General features: G+C 44.1%; 16 protein-coding genes and 3 pseudogenes. 3 read left to right on the forward strand and 16 right to left on the reverse strand.

The window, feature by feature from the left end:
* Positions 1–18 precede the first annotated feature (18 nt).
* The 9 genes and pseudogenes from CZ379_RS21715 to CZ379_RS21750 form a co-directional block, all read right to left on the reverse strand.
* Positions 19–420, reverse strand: coding sequence for a DUF2304 domain-containing protein (locus CZ379_RS21715; RefSeq protein WP_110933529.1), 402 nt, complete (start codon positions 418–420; stop codon positions 19–21).
* Positions 410–1,162, reverse strand: coding sequence for a glycosyltransferase family 2 protein (locus CZ379_RS21720; protein WP_110933530.1), 753 nt, complete (start codon positions 1,160–1,162; stop codon positions 410–412). Before CZ379_RS21720 ends, CZ379_RS21715 begins: the two co-directional genes overlap by 11 nt.
* A complete protein-coding gene (locus tag CZ379_RS21725; RefSeq protein WP_234404975.1) occupies positions 1,128–2,420 on the reverse strand; it encodes an ArnT family glycosyltransferase in 1,293 nt (430 codons plus the stop codon). Before CZ379_RS21725 ends, CZ379_RS21720 begins: the two co-directional genes overlap by 35 nt.
* Positions 2,421–2,610: 190 nt before the next feature.
* Entirely contained in the window at positions 2,611–3,837 is a 1,227-nt protein-coding gene (locus CZ379_RS21730) for a sensor histidine kinase (RefSeq protein WP_110933531.1), read from the reverse strand.
* Position 3,838: 1 nt separating this feature from the next.
* A complete protein-coding gene (locus tag CZ379_RS21735; RefSeq protein ID WP_110933532.1) occupies positions 3,839–4,549 on the reverse strand; it encodes a response regulator transcription factor in 711 nt (236 codons plus the stop codon).
* A gap of 367 nt (positions 4,550–4,916) precedes the next feature.
* Entirely contained in the window at positions 4,917–5,030 is a 114-nt protein-coding gene (locus tag CZ379_RS26805) for a putative holin-like toxin (RefSeq protein WP_234404976.1), read from the reverse strand.
* A gap of 175 nt (positions 5,031–5,205) precedes the next feature.
* A pseudogene (locus CZ379_RS21740) lies at positions 5,206–5,336 on the reverse strand (manganese catalase family protein); the annotation flags it as partial.
* Positions 5,337–6,512: 1,176 nt separating this feature from the next.
* Positions 6,513–6,713: a hypothetical protein gene (locus CZ379_RS26810; protein ID WP_110933533.1), complete on the reverse strand. Its 201-nt coding sequence runs from the start codon at positions 6,711–6,713 to the stop codon at positions 6,513–6,515.
* A 33-nt stretch (positions 6,714–6,746) separates the two neighbouring features.
* A pseudogene (locus tag CZ379_RS21750) lies at positions 6,747–7,139 on the reverse strand (manganese catalase family protein); the annotation flags it as partial.
* A 376-nt stretch (positions 7,140–7,515) separates the two neighbouring features.
* Between CZ379_RS21750 and CZ379_RS21755 the strand changes: the two are divergent.
* Positions 7,516–8,313 carry a hypothetical protein gene (locus tag CZ379_RS21755; RefSeq protein WP_110933534.1) on the forward strand — a complete coding sequence of 266 codons (798 nt, stop codon included), beginning with the start codon at positions 7,516–7,518 and terminating at the stop codon, positions 8,311–8,313.
* A gap of 823 nt (positions 8,314–9,136) precedes the next feature.
* Here the strand turns inward: CZ379_RS21755 and CZ379_RS21765 are convergent.
* Positions 9,137–9,519 (reverse strand): annotated as a pseudogene (locus tag CZ379_RS21765) (manganese catalase family protein); the annotation flags it as partial.
* A gap of 219 nt (positions 9,520–9,738) precedes the next feature.
* Positions 9,739–10,917: an IS110 family RNA-guided transposase gene (locus CZ379_RS21770; RefSeq protein ID WP_110933537.1), complete on the reverse strand. Its 1,179-nt coding sequence runs from the start codon at positions 10,915–10,917 to the stop codon at positions 9,739–9,741.
* A 365-nt stretch (positions 10,918–11,282) separates the two neighbouring features.
* Between CZ379_RS21770 and CZ379_RS21775 the strand changes: the two genes are divergently transcribed.
* Together CZ379_RS21775 and CZ379_RS21780 are read left to right on the forward strand one after the other, a co-directional pair.
* Positions 11,283–11,723 carry a transposase gene (locus CZ379_RS21775; RefSeq protein WP_234404977.1) on the forward strand — a complete coding sequence of 147 codons (441 nt, stop codon included), beginning with the start codon at positions 11,283–11,285 and terminating at the stop codon, positions 11,721–11,723.
* Positions 11,716–13,086 carry an IS1182 family transposase gene (locus CZ379_RS21780; RefSeq protein ID WP_199925726.1) on the forward strand — a complete coding sequence of 457 codons (1,371 nt, stop codon included), beginning with the start codon at positions 11,716–11,718 and terminating at the stop codon, positions 13,084–13,086. The genes CZ379_RS21775 and CZ379_RS21780 overlap by 8 nt, the downstream gene beginning before the upstream one ends.
* A gap of 249 nt (positions 13,087–13,335) precedes the next feature.
* On the opposite strand, the gene CZ379_RS21790 is transcribed toward CZ379_RS21780, so the two are convergent.
* From CZ379_RS21790 to yfkAB, 5 genes are all read right to left on the reverse strand, one after another.
* Complete coding sequence (locus tag CZ379_RS21790) at positions 13,336–13,905, reverse strand: manganese catalase family protein (RefSeq protein ID WP_110933540.1); 570 nt, start codon at positions 13,903–13,905, stop codon at positions 13,336–13,338.
* Between the two features lie 53 nt (positions 13,906–13,958).
* Positions 13,959–14,228 (reverse strand): spore coat protein CotJB, encoded by a 270-nt coding sequence (locus CZ379_RS21795; RefSeq protein ID WP_110933541.1) that lies wholly within the window; start codon positions 14,226–14,228, stop codon positions 13,959–13,961.
* 4 nt (positions 14,229–14,232) lie between these two features.
* Positions 14,233–14,451: a spore coat associated protein CotJA gene (locus tag CZ379_RS21800; RefSeq protein ID WP_110934501.1), complete on the reverse strand. Its 219-nt coding sequence runs from the start codon at positions 14,449–14,451 to the stop codon at positions 14,233–14,235.
* Positions 14,452–14,654: 203 nt separating this feature from the next.
* Complete coding sequence (locus CZ379_RS21805) at positions 14,655–16,079, reverse strand: hemolysin family protein (RefSeq protein WP_110933542.1); 1,425 nt, start codon at positions 16,077–16,079, stop codon at positions 14,655–14,657.
* Between the two features lie 19 nt (positions 16,080–16,098).
* The gene (gene yfkAB / locus CZ379_RS21810; protein WP_110933543.1) at positions 16,099–17,235 is read right to left on the reverse strand and encodes a radical SAM/CxCxxxxC motif protein YfkAB; all 1,137 of its coding nucleotides are present in this window, start codon (positions 17,233–17,235) and stop codon (positions 16,099–16,101) included.
* Positions 17,236–17,263: the final 28 nt, after the last annotated feature.

The following is a 17,263-nucleotide window of genomic DNA, read 5'->3' on the forward strand; positions in this document are numbered from 1 at the left end:
TAAACTCCTTTGCACTTTTCAATCATACGCTTGCTGTCCTCCTGTTCGTGCCTCCTTCTCGGGCTGCTCGTTCTGCTTCATCAAGGCCTGGATTTTACGCTCATGCAGGGCAAGGGTCTGGATCAATTCCACATTGCGCTGGGCAAGTGAGGATACAGTCATCGTAAGATGCAGCAGAATAAATAAAATCCCGACCACGCTAAGCAAATATAGCAGCGATGGGGCATAATCAATGCGGATCAGTCTTGCCAAATCATCCAGGATGGATGGAAACAACGTCAAAATCATCATCATGGCGCTAAGTGTCAGCCACAGCAGTGCGTACTGCTCCTTCAGCTTTTGATTGCGAATGAGATAAAGGATCGTCGCGGCAAAGCTAAGGCTAATTAAGAAGCTGAACAAATAAATATCAGGTTTCATGACGCATTTCCCACACTTTCTTTTTCCTTGTCTTCATCATAAGAATGGCTAAAATCACCTTGCACATATAGTAAATCGATTGAAGAGGCGAGATGCTGGATACGCCCCCTTGCCGCTCTTTCATCACTACAGGAATTTCTTGAAATGACAACTGGTAATTATCGAGCAGCACAAGAGCCTCGACCTCTGGATAATCTGTAGGGTACTCCTGCGCAAACAAAGCAATCGCCCTGCGGTTGCATAATCGGTAGCCCGAGGTAGGGTCGGTAATTCGTTTACCGGTCAATCGTGTAACCAGACCAACAAGCAGATCAATGCCCAGCTTTCTAGCGAACGTGGATTGAAATCCCTCTTTCTCGATAAAGCGGGAGCCTACGACCATATCCGTGCCATTCTCTTGCATGCAGCACAGCAGCTTATCAAGATCAGCGGGATTATGCTGGCCGTCGCCGTCAATCTGGACAGCATAGTCGTAACCGTTCTCTGAAGCATATCGATAACCAGTCTGTACCGCGCCTCCGATCCCAAGGTTGCTGCAGAGGTGAAGCACCGCTGCTCCGGCATTCTCAGCAAGCAGCCCTGTATTATCCGTTGAACCATCATTGACGACTAGAATGTCTGCATAAGGTGCGTATTTCTGCAGCGAAGCAATTACTTGCTCAATGCCTTCCTCCTCATTGTAGGCAGGTACGATGGCTAGAATCTTGTCATGATTGAGGTGATGATGGCGATGGTGAAGCATCGTTTACGCTCCTTTCTGTACTTAAGACAGTATGTTGTTTGACGGGCAGACATTTACGGATCATGGCGACGCCAACGATGCTGGCCACGATGATCATGAATGGCATGACCGTATAGTTGTATCGATATTCCGGCACGAAAACGAGCCTGACCAGCGACATCGTCACAAGAATAATGGCAAGGATCACTGCAGGCTGCCTCCACTTTCTCGCAAATACGAAGAGCGAGACGAAAGCAGAGAACACAAGCCCGCGATGCAGCCAGTTCAGCCAGCTCCACGGTAAAATCGGAATCACCGGGTATAGCGGCTCGTGACCGCTGCCAAAGTACATTTTGGAGTACGTATGTTTAAGCTTGCCGTACGTATACCATTTGACGAATTCCCATGTATGCTCCGTAAAGCCGATTTTCAATCGTTCCTTGGCAATTTCCATTTGCGTCTTCCCTCGGCGATCTACCAATCCATCATCATAGTTCTTGTCTGGGTAGGTACCTGCCTGAAAAGGATTCACTTGAGTAGAGGCGACTACGAATTCATTCAGCGTGATTATATTCCGCACCACCCATGGAGATAGCACCACGGCGGTTCCGATGACGGTAAACAAAAATAGTTTTAAGGTCGTTCGTTTTTCTTTCTTCCAAAAATAATGAAAAGCATAGATTGGAAACAGGAGAATCAAAAATTCAGGCCGGATCAGCACGAGAAGTCCCATAACGGCTCCGCCCAGCAAAGCATAGGCAGATGTCTTTTTTTCAAATACAATGAGTTGCAGATAAACGTAGGCCATAAAGAACAATGTCGCCAAGGTTTCGGTGAGAATGCTACCATTGCTCCATACAAATGGCGGATATATGGCTCCAATAAGTAAGGCTACGATGCCGACGGTTCGTCCGCCAAGCCTTTTGGCGATAGCATAGATCAGCCAAAGCGTAAGGAGGCTCATCACGACCTGGGCATACCGGATCGCTGGAAAAGGATCATGATGCTGATAATCGGCCAGCTTGTAGATCGCCGCCATGAATAACGGGTATCCCGGCGTAACCTGTGCATTCGGCTCTGTATCTTTGTAGGCATAAATCCCTGTCTCCAGCAGCTGCCTCACCATCTCGTCGTAATAAATGGAATCATGGGATACTTTGTGATTGACAGATGTGAGAAAATCTATTCTCAGAAAGGCTGCTAAGACGAAGATAAGTACACTGAGTATAATAGCGAGCCTCGGTTTAGGCAGATGAGAACGTACTGCTCTATTCAACATGGTGCGACTCCTTTCGTGTCAGACAGTCTTGAAGTGAGGATTGACTTCTATAACCGTATAATAGATTTCTTAATAAATGGCATCGGAATCCTTAACAAATCCTTAATTAAAACGGTGCAACTGCTTATCATTTAAAGGGATAAAAATAACAAAAAATCCCTTCACGGTTGTGAAGGGTGGAGAATTCGCATTATTGGGTTATTGGAAGTATCGTTTCAAAACAGGTCTGCCGTTCGCTGCTGCTCGCGGAAATGGTGCCGCCGTGAACCTCGATGATGCTTTTCGTAATGGCAAGCCCAAGTCCCGTTCCACCCCCGGTCTGCTTGGATCTGGACTTATCGGCACGATAAAATCGGTCGAAAATAAACGGCAGATCACGTTCTGGGATAGGCTCGCCATAATTCACGATCTGAATGACGGCCTTGTCATCCCGTTCCTGAATGTAAATATCGATTCGTTTGCCGTCACTTCCATAACGAATCGCATTGGAGATTAAGTTCTCGTAAGCGCGAACGAGATGATCTCCATCGGCTTTTATAATGACGGGATACTCAGGTGCATGGACACGGCAGGATACACCTGCGCTCTCCAAATTAGGCACAAACTCCTCGGCAAGCTGCCGGAAAAAGTCACTCATGTCGATCCGCTTCAGATCCAGCGGCATATCGTTATTAATGCGTGTATATTCGAATAGATCATCGATGAGATTTTTTAACGTCACGGACTTTTCATAGGCAATGCCGATATAGTAGCGAAGCTCGACCTCATCGAAATAGCGGTCTTTCTCGATCAGCTCTAAAAAGCCCAGAATCGATGTCAGCGGAGTTCTCAGATCGTGCGATACCCCGGTGATCAGGTCATTCTTCGTCTTCTCCGCTTTCCGCTCCTCCTGTATGGAGTGGTGCAATTGCGCGCTCATTTCGTTAATACTCTTAGCAATCTCGCCCAGATCATGATCCGGCTTGACCGGGATATCGTACTGGAAATGTCCTTTGGCAATTTCCTGAAGTCCATGGTTGATTTCCCGCAAATAGTCGTTCAGCTCTTCGGCGACGCGATTTGCGTGGGAAGCGATCAGACCAAGTTCATTCGGGGATTGCACCGGTGCCGGTTTATGGAACTTGCCGTTCTCCATAAGCTGCAGAATAGCCGCAATTTCACCGGCGTATCGAACCAATGGTCTGCTTAAGATGTAATAGAAAAATAAATATAAAGCAGCCCCCGATACGATCATGACAGGCATGGAGCCAACATGGTTAATGATCCATACGAGCACAGTATTGATCTTATTGAATTGCAAAATGTAATTTGCCAGCAAGTTGCCAAGCAGCACGACTAGCGCGGTCAGCAGGCTGCTTATAATATGGATCAGCAAAAATCTCCATCTGAGGGAATCGAACAATCTGATACGGATCATGTTACAACTCCTTTGATGACTTCATTTTATAACCGATGCCCCATACGGTTTTTATAAAGCGCGGATTTTGCTTATCCTTTTCGATCTTTTCACGAATTTTCCGAATATGAACCATCACTGTATTTTTGGAATCCATGAACGGTTCATTCCATACCTGCTGATAGATTTTGTCCATACTAAGCACGATTCCCTGATTCACCGCAAGCATCTCCAATATCGCAAATTCGCGGGGAGTCAGTTTAACCTCCTGATCTTCTACGGTTACGGTATGAGTCGCGGTATTGATCACCAGCTCATCGATGACGATTTCGTGATCGCTGTTGTTCGGTTCTTGAGGATTCAATTGCTTATATCTCCGAAGCTGAGACTTGACGCGGGCAACCAATACCAACGGATTAAACGGCTTTGTCACGTAATCATCGGCTCCGATGCTGAGCCCTGCGATCTTATCGATATCCTGACTTTTCGCGGACAGCATAATGATCGGCGTGTTCTTCTGCTCTCTGATCTTCATGCAGGCCTCTATGCCATCCATCTCAGGCATCATAATATCCAGAATAATAAGATCAATATCATGGATTTGCAAAATATAAAGAGCCTCTAGGCCGTTGGAAGCTTTATAGAGGATATATCCCTCATTCTTCAAATAAATCTCCATCAATTCAATAATTTCCTTCTCATCATCAACGAGTAGAATCGACTCTCTGGCCATGATCTACACCTCTGCTTTACTCTATATCATTGCTACAACTCTGTTTTAAATATACCATACAAGGTAGAAATCTTGTTCAGCATGTCCAGCAGGTAAAGTCTATTTTAACCGTTATATCTTAAGATGGACGATCTCAAATCCTTAAAGTTTTCTTAAATTTTTCTGTGAGAATGCAGCGCTATTGCTTAATTCTGGCTGAATCAAAGCGGAGCTCCTGCTTGAGGTATAAATTAGCTTATGCTATGATAAAAATAGTTAAGGAGCCGTGCAGCAACACGGCTCCCCGTACACTTACCGCTTTAAAGAGCGGTCGGCTGCAGGATTTCATGCAATCGAAATAGACCGCAATCCTAATCCCTAGGGCGGTCTATTTCTTTGTGTTTTGATTAATCGCTACAACGATAGTCACTACCAGCGTCAGCAGCGCTACAATAAGCCCACCAAAACGGATCATGATCGTTAAAGCGTCTTTAATCTCCACAGGCTATCCCCCCCCTTCCGGGAGATTAGCCGACCGTCCTTCAAGCCCGTTCCATGTACAAGCTCTATTATACCAGATTGTTACAGTAGAAAAACCAATGAAGCAGATCATAAACAATTGCAAAGGGATTCGAAGCCATCGGCTAACGAATCCCTAATTCAATTTACTAGAATATCTTCTCCTCTGCCGCGATATCCTCGTACAGATCAGCAATCGGATTACCCCTAGCTTGAATATAGGCGGCCGTCACGGTGCGGCGTTCTCATAAAACAGCGCACTGTCGTGCGCGACATAGTGAGGCGCCATACTTTTGGTGAAACTGACTTTATAAATATGTTTACTGCTAAAATAGCTGTAATCATTTCTGATCCTAACAATAATGATGTCGTCTCAAAAACACTTACTCATGAACAGCATGTGCTACATAATCCTACAAGAACCGGAACCTTGGAAATGCAATTTCTTCCATTGAGTATGACAGTGATAAAGACTATACTCTCTTTGGATTTAATGACAACGATGGTGACATAGTCAACTGGGTATTTAAAAATGATTTATCTAACCGCTTCAAAGTTGGCGACTCATTGCGTTTGGAATTACGTGTTGTTGAAGAGACAAACGGATTTGAGAATATCGATTTAATCAAAAACTTTCAAGATAGTGGAGAAATAGCTGAAGAAATTGATAAATACTTAATTCTATAAAGAAACATGGTGATACTATCAATAAGGTAAAAAGTTGGGCTGTCATAGCACTAGTTTTCTGGGGAGTATTCCAATTTTTTTATTATATACTTAAAAACTTAATATTTGGACAAATCAACATACCATCACCTTATGAAAACATTGTTCAGATGATAAGCCTAATCATAATTATTTTACTCTCGATCATTATTACAATAATTTTAGTCAAAGGAAATAATATAAAGTAAAAACCAAGAGTGAGCTATATCGAAATCGAGCTCACTCTTATTTTTAATAATTGAAACTCAATTGAACTCTTTAGTTTAGAAACTCTTTGTGTTAATCTCTTAAATCTCCGGTATGATTGCCGCCCCAACCTCTATTTCTAATCAAACCTATCACAGGCAATCAATAAGAGAAATGGTGCAGCACACTAGTATGGATATAAGAAAGTTCAAAGAAAGAATCAGACCAATAACCACTATTATCTGATCTTGATGACCTGCACCTACATACTTAGGATTAATAAAGTCTATTAACAATAGTAACACTGAAGGGAGCATTAACTGTTCAATTAAACGTCGCCATTATGGTCAACTCGAGATGTGCGAATTTCCGGACTTCCAAAGCTACGATCCGTAAGCGTACATATTATTCGTGTGCAACTCTCTCCCGCAATTGTATTTACTCTCCAGAAAACTCTAGAAAAAACAAAGAACCCTGCACGTTGTACAGGTTCTTTGTTTTCCTACTATAAAAATCTCTTAATTACCCTCGCAGGCGAATTGTACCGCACCTACTACACGCCAAGTGCTCCGGCGGCAGCGTCAACTTTTTCCTGAGGAGCATGGAAACAGCGTTTGCACACTTTCAAAACCTGCCCAAGGCCGCTTTTTCTCGTGTACAGCAATTTGATGCGCGTGCTCCTGCATACCGGGCAGGTACCGCGACCTCTGGAGGGTAGCGTCCACAACGCTTTTCCGCGTTTGGATTTGGACATCTCAAACCACCTTCATTTCAAATTAGAATGCCGCTAGAATACCTTCTTCTTCCCCCGGTCATCCTTCAGGATCTCCACTGCCTCGCGGAAGCGCAAAGAATGGATAATTTCCCGCTCCCGAAGAAACTTGAGACCGTCCTGCAAGTCGACGTCATCGGTCATGTCGATGAGCCACTGGTATGTAGCCCTCGCCTTCTCCTCTGCCGCGATATCCTCGTATAAATCTGCGTTGGGGTCTCCCTTGGCTTGTATATAGGTGGCGGTCCATGGCACGCCTGCGGCGTTCTCGTAGAACAGAGCTTTATCATGATTGACATAATAAGGATCCATTCCTGCAGCCTTCAGTTCCTCTACCGTCGCATCCTTGGTCAGCTTATACACCATGGTGGCGATCATTTCCAGATGAGCCAACTCCTCGGTGCCTACAAGTTATCAATCATTATTTTGATGCAGTAATTTGTATGGTTTATTATGATATTTAGAAGTTTCTTAAATAATTAGTCTTTATAAATATTTATTTGTTGATTGAGACAGGTATCATCTATTTCTTGAATTAAGAAGATATGACTATACATTTCAAAATAATAGATAACTACTGTTCGATTTATCACTCTCATAGTAAAATTTCAGTTGAGTTTTAACAGAAAATGGAGTATCACCACAATGAAACAATAATTCTTTAGCAAGTTTTAATAGGATTAAATTACTAACTTATCACTATTTGGATTTACTAAAGTTTACATATATGGTAATCTAGAGCTGGGTGGCCGCCAAATTTTAACTTTCATGGAGGGTGAACAAATTGAAAAGAAGCTCAATATTTCTCTTTACTCTTCTTTTAATGGTTGTTTTCTCTATTCCTGCATCTGCAGCACCAAATGAAAATGACCTTATTGCTCCTTTAGAAGATGCCTTTTCTAAGAATAATCAAGAAGTAGACCAATATCTAAAGATGATGGGTTTTACTGAAGATGAATTGGCTCCTTTATCCACAAAATTAAAAAAGGAAATTGCAAGTAATGGTGGAATAAAAATTAAAGTTGAGCAGTTAGATCCTGAAGAAAGAATTATTGATAAAGACGGAAATGATATTACCAATAGTAGGATTAGTATTCAAGATTATAATGATAGTAAATTTAGTTTGTATGGCCTCGCGATTAAGACGGCATCAGGAACTACAGAAAATACTTATGATATTTACGCTCAGTATGTATGGAAGTCCAGACCTAATTTTGCTTTTACAGATACTTTAGCTATGTCTTGGCAATCCCAAGTTACTCCATTTGGTTCTCCTTATAGTGTCCATAATTGGAGAAATGATCCTTTTACTCACCAGTATACTAACTCTATTCAGAATCAACAAAATGAAGGAAATTCAGTTCTAATTGACTTATTGGCTGTGGATAGCCAGCAAGATGGATATATAAAGCAGACAGTAAAAGTGTCCAAAAGTTATCAAGGTACAACTGGCTCTGTTTCTCTAGGTTATGCACACAAAATCATTCCAGGAATTGTTTCAACTATTTTGAATTATTTTAGTATTTCTTTTTCTGGATCAGGATATCAAGAATTTACTGACAGATTTAACTTTACTTATTAATCAGTACATTGACAAAATGGACGCGGGAACTCTCCGCGTCCTAAAAAACTGTTGAAGGGATGTTGTAAATTGATTTTTATATACATGGCTTCCTCCATTGTGATTTATTACATTTTACTAGGTGTTTTAGCTATATTTCGGATTCATTTCTTTGATGGTAACCTTGAAACTTTATTCATGATTTTATTTATTATTATCAGTATTTTAATATACATTTCGAACCAAATAAATAAATTAATAGACTTAGAAAAAATGAAACAGCAAGATAAAGATTAGTGATTTAACTCTAAAATGGGTTTAATCTGATCTGAAATTTTGTATAAACACGCCTAAAAACATAAGGAATAACTTAAGGATGGGGCAGAGACGATCTAGAAAAAAAACCAAAAACAAGCCGAATCTGACCAATTCTGGACAAGGCCAGTCACTTTGCAGGTAATATTCATTGTTGTCAAATAGTGCATCTCAAGCAAGGATTCATCTGTAGGAAAGATATCTTTCCCTTCGTAACTTGCGAAGGTAGCTTATATTATTATTATGACAGAGCCGGCTTGTCTTATGTCTGAGATAAATCAATCGAATGCCAGTAATTTTTCAAAATGAAAACAAGTTGGAAGGTTGGATCGTAAGAATACAACTGCGCCCTCGCTACTAAAATTACTTTGTCCATATGATTCTGATGAACAGATGAACGAAGTAAGGCCCACTAACCATCAGTATAGGTTAGCAGGCTTCGAGATTCCTGTTATTTATCCGAGTCAAAAATAGGTGGCTATCGGTTCATAAATACTCAATAGACTAATTCTATTCAACACTAAATTCTCTAAAATACCTTCTTCTTTCCCCGCCCATTCTTCAATATCTCCACCGTTTCACAGAAACGCAGTGAGTGGATGATCTCCCGTTCCCGCAGGAACTTCAAACTGTCCTGCAAATCGCAGTCATCGGTCATGTCGATGAGCCACTGATATGTAGCTCGCGCCTTCTCCTCTGTCGCAATGTTTTCCTCGTAAAGGTCGGCGATCGTATCGCCCTTCGCTTGAATGTAGGCGGCTGTAAACGGCACGCCAGAAGCGTTCTCATAGAACAGCACACTGTCGTGCGCAATGTAACGTGAAACCAATACCACTGCCTTCAGATCTTCTACCATCGCATCCTTCGGCAGCTTGATACCATCGTAATGATCAACTCGAGATGTGCGAATTTCCGGACTTCCAGAGCTACGATCCGTAGGCGTACATATTGTTCGTGTGCAACCCCTCCCGTAAAATTAGTATTAACTCCTCAAAAAACAAAGGGGCTGTCCAGAAACCAGCTAATGTTTGTCAAGCATTTTGCTTTAATTTAAATAAGATTGCTGGTATAATGTTTTCATTGCATGACAAATATTCCTTCTGTGCAGAAGGAATATGGTTAAATATGGGATTATGCTTTGTAAGGCTGGCTCTTACTAAGGATGGCGTAAATATGATGGAGCAGCTTGTTCGCGCAAGCAATCACAACCACCTTATAGGGCTTGCCCTCTTTTCTTTTCTTATCGTAATAGCTCCAGATCCTTCGGTTTGCACTTTTCCGGACTCCACATTGCACCGCTAGATACAAGGAACGTCGAAGCCTTTTTGATCCACGCTTGGTAATTCTCGAACTTGTGGCAGTAAATTTCCCAGAGCTATAGATTGTAGGGTCTAAGCCGGCATAAGCGACCAATTGCTTGGCGTCTTCAAACTGATGGATGTCCCCAATCTCTGCAACGATCGCCGCAGCCAATTTATCCCCAATCCCGGGAATACTTTTCAACCATTCTACCTCGGGTAAAGTCGATGCGATCCGATTCATCTGTCTCTCAAGGTCGCCTAATTGTTCGATGAACGTGAGTAACAAAGTGACCATGCTGCTTAACATTACCGTTTGCGCTCTGCTTATCGGATAATCCCTCCAGATGGACAAGAGCACCTCGATACGTTCCGCTTTTTCTTCCACCCAACGTTTGGAGTGGGATTTCCCGACACCTTCCTGAATCACTTCCATAAGATTCTCACTATCATCTTCCAAACAACGTTTCAGCACGCTTAGTGAGGTAATCGAAAACAGATTAGAAAAGATCTTCTCGTAGTCTGGAAACACTTGATCCAGCAACGCTCTGGTATTCAGTTTTGCTTGCACGAACATGTCTGTCACAAACTCATGTTGTCTCGTCACATGCTGCAGTTCTGTAAACGCCTTATCCCACGTACGATGCGGTTCGACGTCTCCACGGTAATACATATCCGCTAAATGCCATGTGTCTGTAGCGTCCGTCTTCACCTTGCGCAATTGAGTTCCTTTTGCCCGTTTCGACTGCAATGGATTAACGATGAAGTGCGTCCATCCGCTGCGCTTCAGATAGGCGACAAGTGGCTTATGGTAATGCCCTGTCGCTTCTAGCACGACTACTGGGGTAATCCCCGTTGCCACGTGTCCCCCCGCTAAAACCTCACCTAATCGTTCAAATCCATTCTCATCATGCGAGATGCTTTCCAACTTCCCGTAAGGCTCGTTCCTCTTCGTAAAGGCTTGCATCACACTACATCCCTTTGCCACATCCACACCTACCACTGGCTCCATAACAACCTCCTACATATCAATTTCCGGCACTCCCACGATGGTTCCAAATCCATAGCTTCGCTTGTGATACGAGGTCGTTCCCTCAACCAGCTCAAACATGTTTATTTGGAGTAGTGGGAAAACAGTTTCTGGAACGGGGTAGAATCCCCCAAAGTCAGTTGCGTTTTCCCGGCTACCACCATCGTAAAACAACCATAAAGAAAGGCCAACCAGAAAACCCTGGTTAACCTAATAATACGAAAGTCAGTGAAAACTGACTACTGGCAGCCCCGTTTGTGTTGAATCCCAAAAACATGCACAAAAAAATCGTCTTTTCCTGTAAAATGAAAGTTACCACACCAACACCTACAGAAAGGACGATTTTTATGAGTAATCTTACGACTACTACTAAACATTATAACACGCAGCCAACACTTCCTCTAGGAGATATTGAAGAAAAGGCTACTTCTAAACGGAGCTTTGTTCCTACTTTCAAAACCTACGATAACCAGCAGATCCACATGATCTTTGATCTTCAAGAATTTATCCCCGTTGACCATGTCTCGCGTGTCATAGATGAAATGATCGAAGCGATTCCTGATGAGCAACTATTTGCGTATTATACGGGTGGTGGCCGTAGCTCTTATCATCCGAAAATGATGCTGAAAGTGATTCTTTATGGCTACTCACAAAAAGTGTATTCCTGCCGTGGTATCGAAAAACTACTCCAAGAAAACATCCCAGCGATGTGGTTAGCCGCAATGCAACAACCCGATTTCCGCACCATTAATGATTTCCGTGGCGTTCGAGAAGGCCTTCATGGATGAGCTTTTTGAAACGATGATTGTGAAACTCATCGAAGAAAACTACATTACGATGGAGAACTACTTTTTGGATGGTACCAAGATCGAAGCGAATGCCAATAAGTATTCATTTGTGTGGAAAAAATCGACGCTGCAATTTGAAGAAAAACTGAAAGACAAGATTCAAGAAACGCTTTGTCATATTCATAAGATGACAGAGCTTGAAGCAGGTGGGCATGGGGATAAAGCGTCAGAAGAACTGCCCGCTCAATTAGAAGAAGCTGCATCCGTACTCGATGAAAAGATCGAGTCCTTAACGGAACAAATAGCTGAGGAAAGTAACGTTGACAACCGAAAAGAAATGCGGATGCAGCGTAGTGCCTTGAAGAAGCCACTGAGGCTCATTCGTGAGGATTTTCTTCCACGGTTAGCCAAATATGACGCACAAAAAGCTTGTTTCGGAGATCGCAACAGCTACTCCAAAACCGATCCGGATGCTACGTTTATGCGGATGAAAGAAGACCACATGAAAAATGGTCAGCTTAAGCCTGGCTACAATGTGCAGATGGCCACCGAAAACCAATTTGTTTTATTTTATAGTCTTCATCAACGTCCGACGGATACGCGCTGTTTCATTCCACATCTGGAGAAGCTAGCAGCCTCTTCTTTACCTATGCCTAAAACCGTCACTGCCGATGCTGGGTATGGCAGTGAGGAAAATTATTTGTATGCGGTTGGCGAAGAAAAAGAGCCGAGGTTTGATTTTCTCATTCCGTACGGGAGCTACCTCAAGGAACAAAGCAAACGATACAAAAAGGACATCAAGCATGCGAAAAATTGGATCTACGAGGAACATGATGATCGATTCATTTGCCCCAATAGCAGATATGTCCCGTTCAAAAAGTACCAGACGAAAAAGAACCGATCTGGTCTGGAACAAAGTTTTAAAATCTATGAATGTGAAGATTGTAGCGACTGCCCCTTGAAGCAAGCATGCACCACAGCGAAAGGAAATCGCCAGGTTCACTGGAATACGATCTGGGAAGAATTAAAAGCAAAGGCCAAAACAGCCCTTGAATGTGAAGAGAAATCCGCGATCTATGCCCGGCGTAAAGTCGAGGTAGAGAGCGTATTTGGTCACATCAAGGGCAATCGATCGTTCCGCAGATTTTCTTTGCGGGGCTTGGACAAGGTTTATGTGGAATTTGGGATTGTAGCTTTAGCCCATAACCTCCTGAAAGTAGCAGGCATCCGTCTCGCTACTTTCCTCAAAAGTAGTGTCACAAAAAAAGTTGGAGCGGAAACATTAAGTTTTCCCTCCAACTTTTTTATTTTAGGGACTTATGGGACAGCTCCTATTTGTTTTTCTGCTAAAAAGTTCTCCTAATTACCACGCAGTCGGGTCGCACCGCCTTTTACCTCACGCCAGCCGCACCGGCAGCGTCGATTTTTTCTTGAGGAGCATGGAAACAGCGTTTGCACACTTTCAAAGCCTCCCCAGAGCGTACAGCAATTTGATGCGCGTGCTCCTGCATACCGAACAGGTACCGCGGCCACTGGAGGGAAGCGTCCACAACGCTTTTCCGTGTTTGGATTTGGACATCGCAAACTACCTTCATTTCAAATTAGAATGCCGCTAAAATACCTTCTTCTTCCCCCGGTCATCCTTTAAAATCTCTACCGCCTCGCGAAAGCGTAGCGAGTGGATAATCTCCCGCTCACGCAGGAACTTGAGGCTGTCCTGCAAGTCGCAGTCATCGGTCATATCGATGAGCCACTGGTATGTAGCCCGCGCCTTCTCTTCTGCCGCGATATCCTCATACAGATCAGCAATCGGATCGCCTTTGGCTTGAATATAGGCGGCCGTAAACGGTACCCCGGAAGCATTCTCATAAAACAGCGCACTGTCGTGCGCGACATAGTGAGGCGCCAATCCGGCAGCAGCAAGTTCCTCTACCGTCGCATCCTTGGTCAGCTTATACACCATGGTGGCAATCATTTCCAGATGGGCAAGTTCTTCCGTGCCAATATCATTCAACAGCCCTATGACTTTGTCTGGTATCGTATACCTCTGATTCAAATAACGCAGGGCAGCAGCAAGTTCGCCATCAGCTCCGCCATATTGTTCAAGCAACAGCTTTGCCATTCGTATATCACATTTCCCTACACGTACCGGATATTGGAGCTTCTTTTCATAGACCCACATTTTTTCGTATTCCCCTCCTTATTCATTTTCAGCAGAAGGCATAAAGGCAGGCATTATACCTGCCATGGCCACGGTACTTTTGACCATTCCCAAGGAAATTTAGAATAAGAATGCCCGAAATTCATCAGGGGACCATAGAGCTGCTGAAAATGGTTGGCAAGCTGAGTACGTTCTTGCACAAGCTGATTATATTGCTGTATGGAAGCTAAATCTTCGGGATGCGTATCAAGGAACAGGTTAAGTTCGACAAGGACGAAATCGAGGGCCTGCAGCTTTTCAAGCATTTCATAAAATTGTGGATCCAGGTTGTCTTTGTGTGACATTATCTCACCTTCCTTTTCCCCATCTGGACTCATAGGGGCTGTAAAGTGCAGGCCATAATGTTCCGTGTCTTAACGCATCTTCCGGGCAGAACTGGGGGAGATTCAGCGGTTGAAAGTTCATAAATAGTTGGGGGGGAGTACTATATGTCTTGCACAATATCGGCGGACAGGGGTCAAATGGGCCAATATAAGGGGCCCAGACTTGCTCTTGGGGATGACTCAACGAGTGACTCAACGATCGCTCCTCCTTCTGTCAATTTAAATGTTTCAAGCTTTCAAGGAGACACAGCTCCCTGATCCTCACCATTAACATATGACGTTCGCCTAGAATATGAACCTCCAACCGCAACAATTCTGCAAAAAAACAGCAAGAAAACAGAAAAACTCTTACCAAGGTGATTATCCTCACCCCGATAAGAGTTAACCTTAAACGCCAGGCTCGTACTCCTTCGATTCGTATTCTTGCACATTGTCATCCAATGATTCCCTGTCCGCCGACTCCATATTAGAGCCCCCGGCCTTCGCCTGTTCACTTGCCTTCTTAATGTTCACCCGCATGATGCGAAGCGGCTCAGCCTCGGCTACCTCAAAGATAACGTCCTCTATTCGTACCGCTCTCCCTACAGCCGGTGCGCCGTCCAGTTCTTTGAACAGCCATCCGCCAATAGAGTCTACTTTATCATGCTCAATGATGACACCCATCAGGTCGTTTACATCCTCGATCAGCATCCGACCATCCACGGAAAAGGTGCCGTCGCTCAGCTTCTCTACCTCTGCACGATCCTCATCGAATTCATCGTAAAGATCGCCGACAATCTCCTCCAATATTTTCTCGGCCGTAAGCAATCCTGCTGTCCCTCCATACTCATCTACGACAACAGTTAACTGGGAATGCTTCTTCTGCATGAGCCGAAGCACATGGCTGACCTCCATCGATTCGGGCACATTCAGGATCGGGCGCACTATACTTGCAAGATCATGGGAGCTTCCTCCGTCAGGAAGCAACAGATCGGCAAGATGCACAAATCCGATAATCTGATCTTTATCCTCTACGGCGACCGGATACCGGGAGTGCTTTGTTTCCTCCACGATCTTCATATTCTCTTCCCAAGGCAGATTGGTATATAAGCAATTCATGTCAGTTCTCGGCAGCATGACCTCCCTGGCCAGCAAGTCGGAAAAATCGAACAGATTATCCATCAGCTTCATCTCGTCTTGGTCGATGACGCCACTCTTCGCACTCTGATCCATCAGGATGCGAATTTCTTCCTCCGAATGGGCTGCTTCGCCTTCACCAGCCGGCTCTATGCCAATCAACCGCAATAACCCATTGGCCGCTGAATTCAGCAGCCAAATGACAGGAAGGAACAACCGATAGAAGAACAAGAGCGGAGCAGACAGCCATAAGGATACCGCCTCGGACTTCTGAATTGCCAGCGACTTCGGAGCAAGCTCTCCAATAACAATATGCAAAAACGTAATAATCGCAAATCCAACCGCTACAGAAACCGTAGATATGAGCGTAGCATCCGTTACGCCAAATTTATGCATCAACGGCTCGATTAACAGCTCCGAAATGGCAGGTTCACCTACCCACCCCAGCCCAAGCGAGGCCAACGTAATTCCTAATTGAGTGGCCGATAAATAGGCATCCAGTTTCTTATTTACTTTGAGCGCATATGCAGCACGCTTGTTGCCTTCGCTAACGAGCTGCGTCAACCTGGATTGACGTACCTTAACCAGCGAAAATTCAGCAGCCACAAAAAATCCATTCAAAAGTACTAAAATAATAACTAGAACCAAATTAAATACCAGCTTGCCAGCCTCAATTTCCGTATGTCCATCGGGCATAGGTGCAGCGCCTCTTTTCCTAAAGTGTGATTGCTTTGCGAGATTTAAAGTCGATATCCTTATAGTACATATCTGCAACGAGCAGGTTCGGACCGCAGCAGCTTGCCGCTTCGCAATAACAATTTACTTTCTGATTGAGCGGATGGTCGTTCAGCCATTTGGCAAAAATATCATCCAATCCCTCCTCATGCACGTTGCCAAAAGAAGGGATGTCTGCAAAATCCGTCACAAATACATCTCCCGTAAACATGTTCACGTTTACCCGGTTCCTGCCGTCAGGATCGTTGCGTACGGTGACCATCGGTTCCTGCCGGAGCCGCTTGAGCAGAGCGCGATCTGCTTCATTGTCGTTGCAGGAATAGAACGGCAGCGTCCCGAACAGCATCCATATCTCTTTATTACGCTCATCGAGCAGAGAATGAATCGCCTGACGCATCTCATTCAGAGATAATACCGGAAGTCCCTTGGCAAAATTGGACGCATACATCGGATGAACCTCATGCCGCTGACAGCCCATTTCCGTAATTAGCTTATGGATCATCGGCAGCTTGTCATGGGTGCGATAGTTGATCATCGACTCCGCTGAGATGTACATCCCAGCCTCGCTTAATTTTCGCGAATTCTCCATCATCGCATGATAGAGCTTAGAAGCGACTTCCTTCTTCACGGGATGTCCGCTATTCGCAAAGCCCACCTCATAAAAATCCTGCTCATTCGTATAGTTAAAAGAAATATGCATAACATCCAAGTATGGGAGCAGTTTCTCATACCGTTCATAATCGAGCGTCAAGTTGGAGTTGATTTGAGAACGGATTCCCCGCTCTTTCGCATACTTCAAAATAGGCACGATTTTCTCATCCACCATCTGCTTGCGGAAGGTTGGTTCGCCCCCCGTAATGCTAATCGTCCGCAGATGCTCCACTTCATCTAAACGCCGTAGGATCAAATCCAGCGGTATCTGCTCTGGCTCCTTCAGCACCAGGCTATCTCCCACGGCACAGTGCTCACAGCGCATATTACATAAATTTGTGACCGTCAACTCCACACTCGTCAGAACATGATGTCCGAACTCGCGCAAAGAGACAATCGGATCCCACGGATCATCCTTTGGACTCACCGGAGCTGCTGCAACAGATTTATGCTTAAGTATCTTCATTATTGGCCCACCTTATTTCTTTTATTAA

The organism is Paenibacillus bouchesdurhonensis (assembly GCF_900155685.1).
In the GTDB taxonomy this organism is placed as follows: Bacteria; Bacillota; Bacilli; order Paenibacillales; family Paenibacillaceae; genus Fontibacillus; species Fontibacillus bouchesdurhonensis.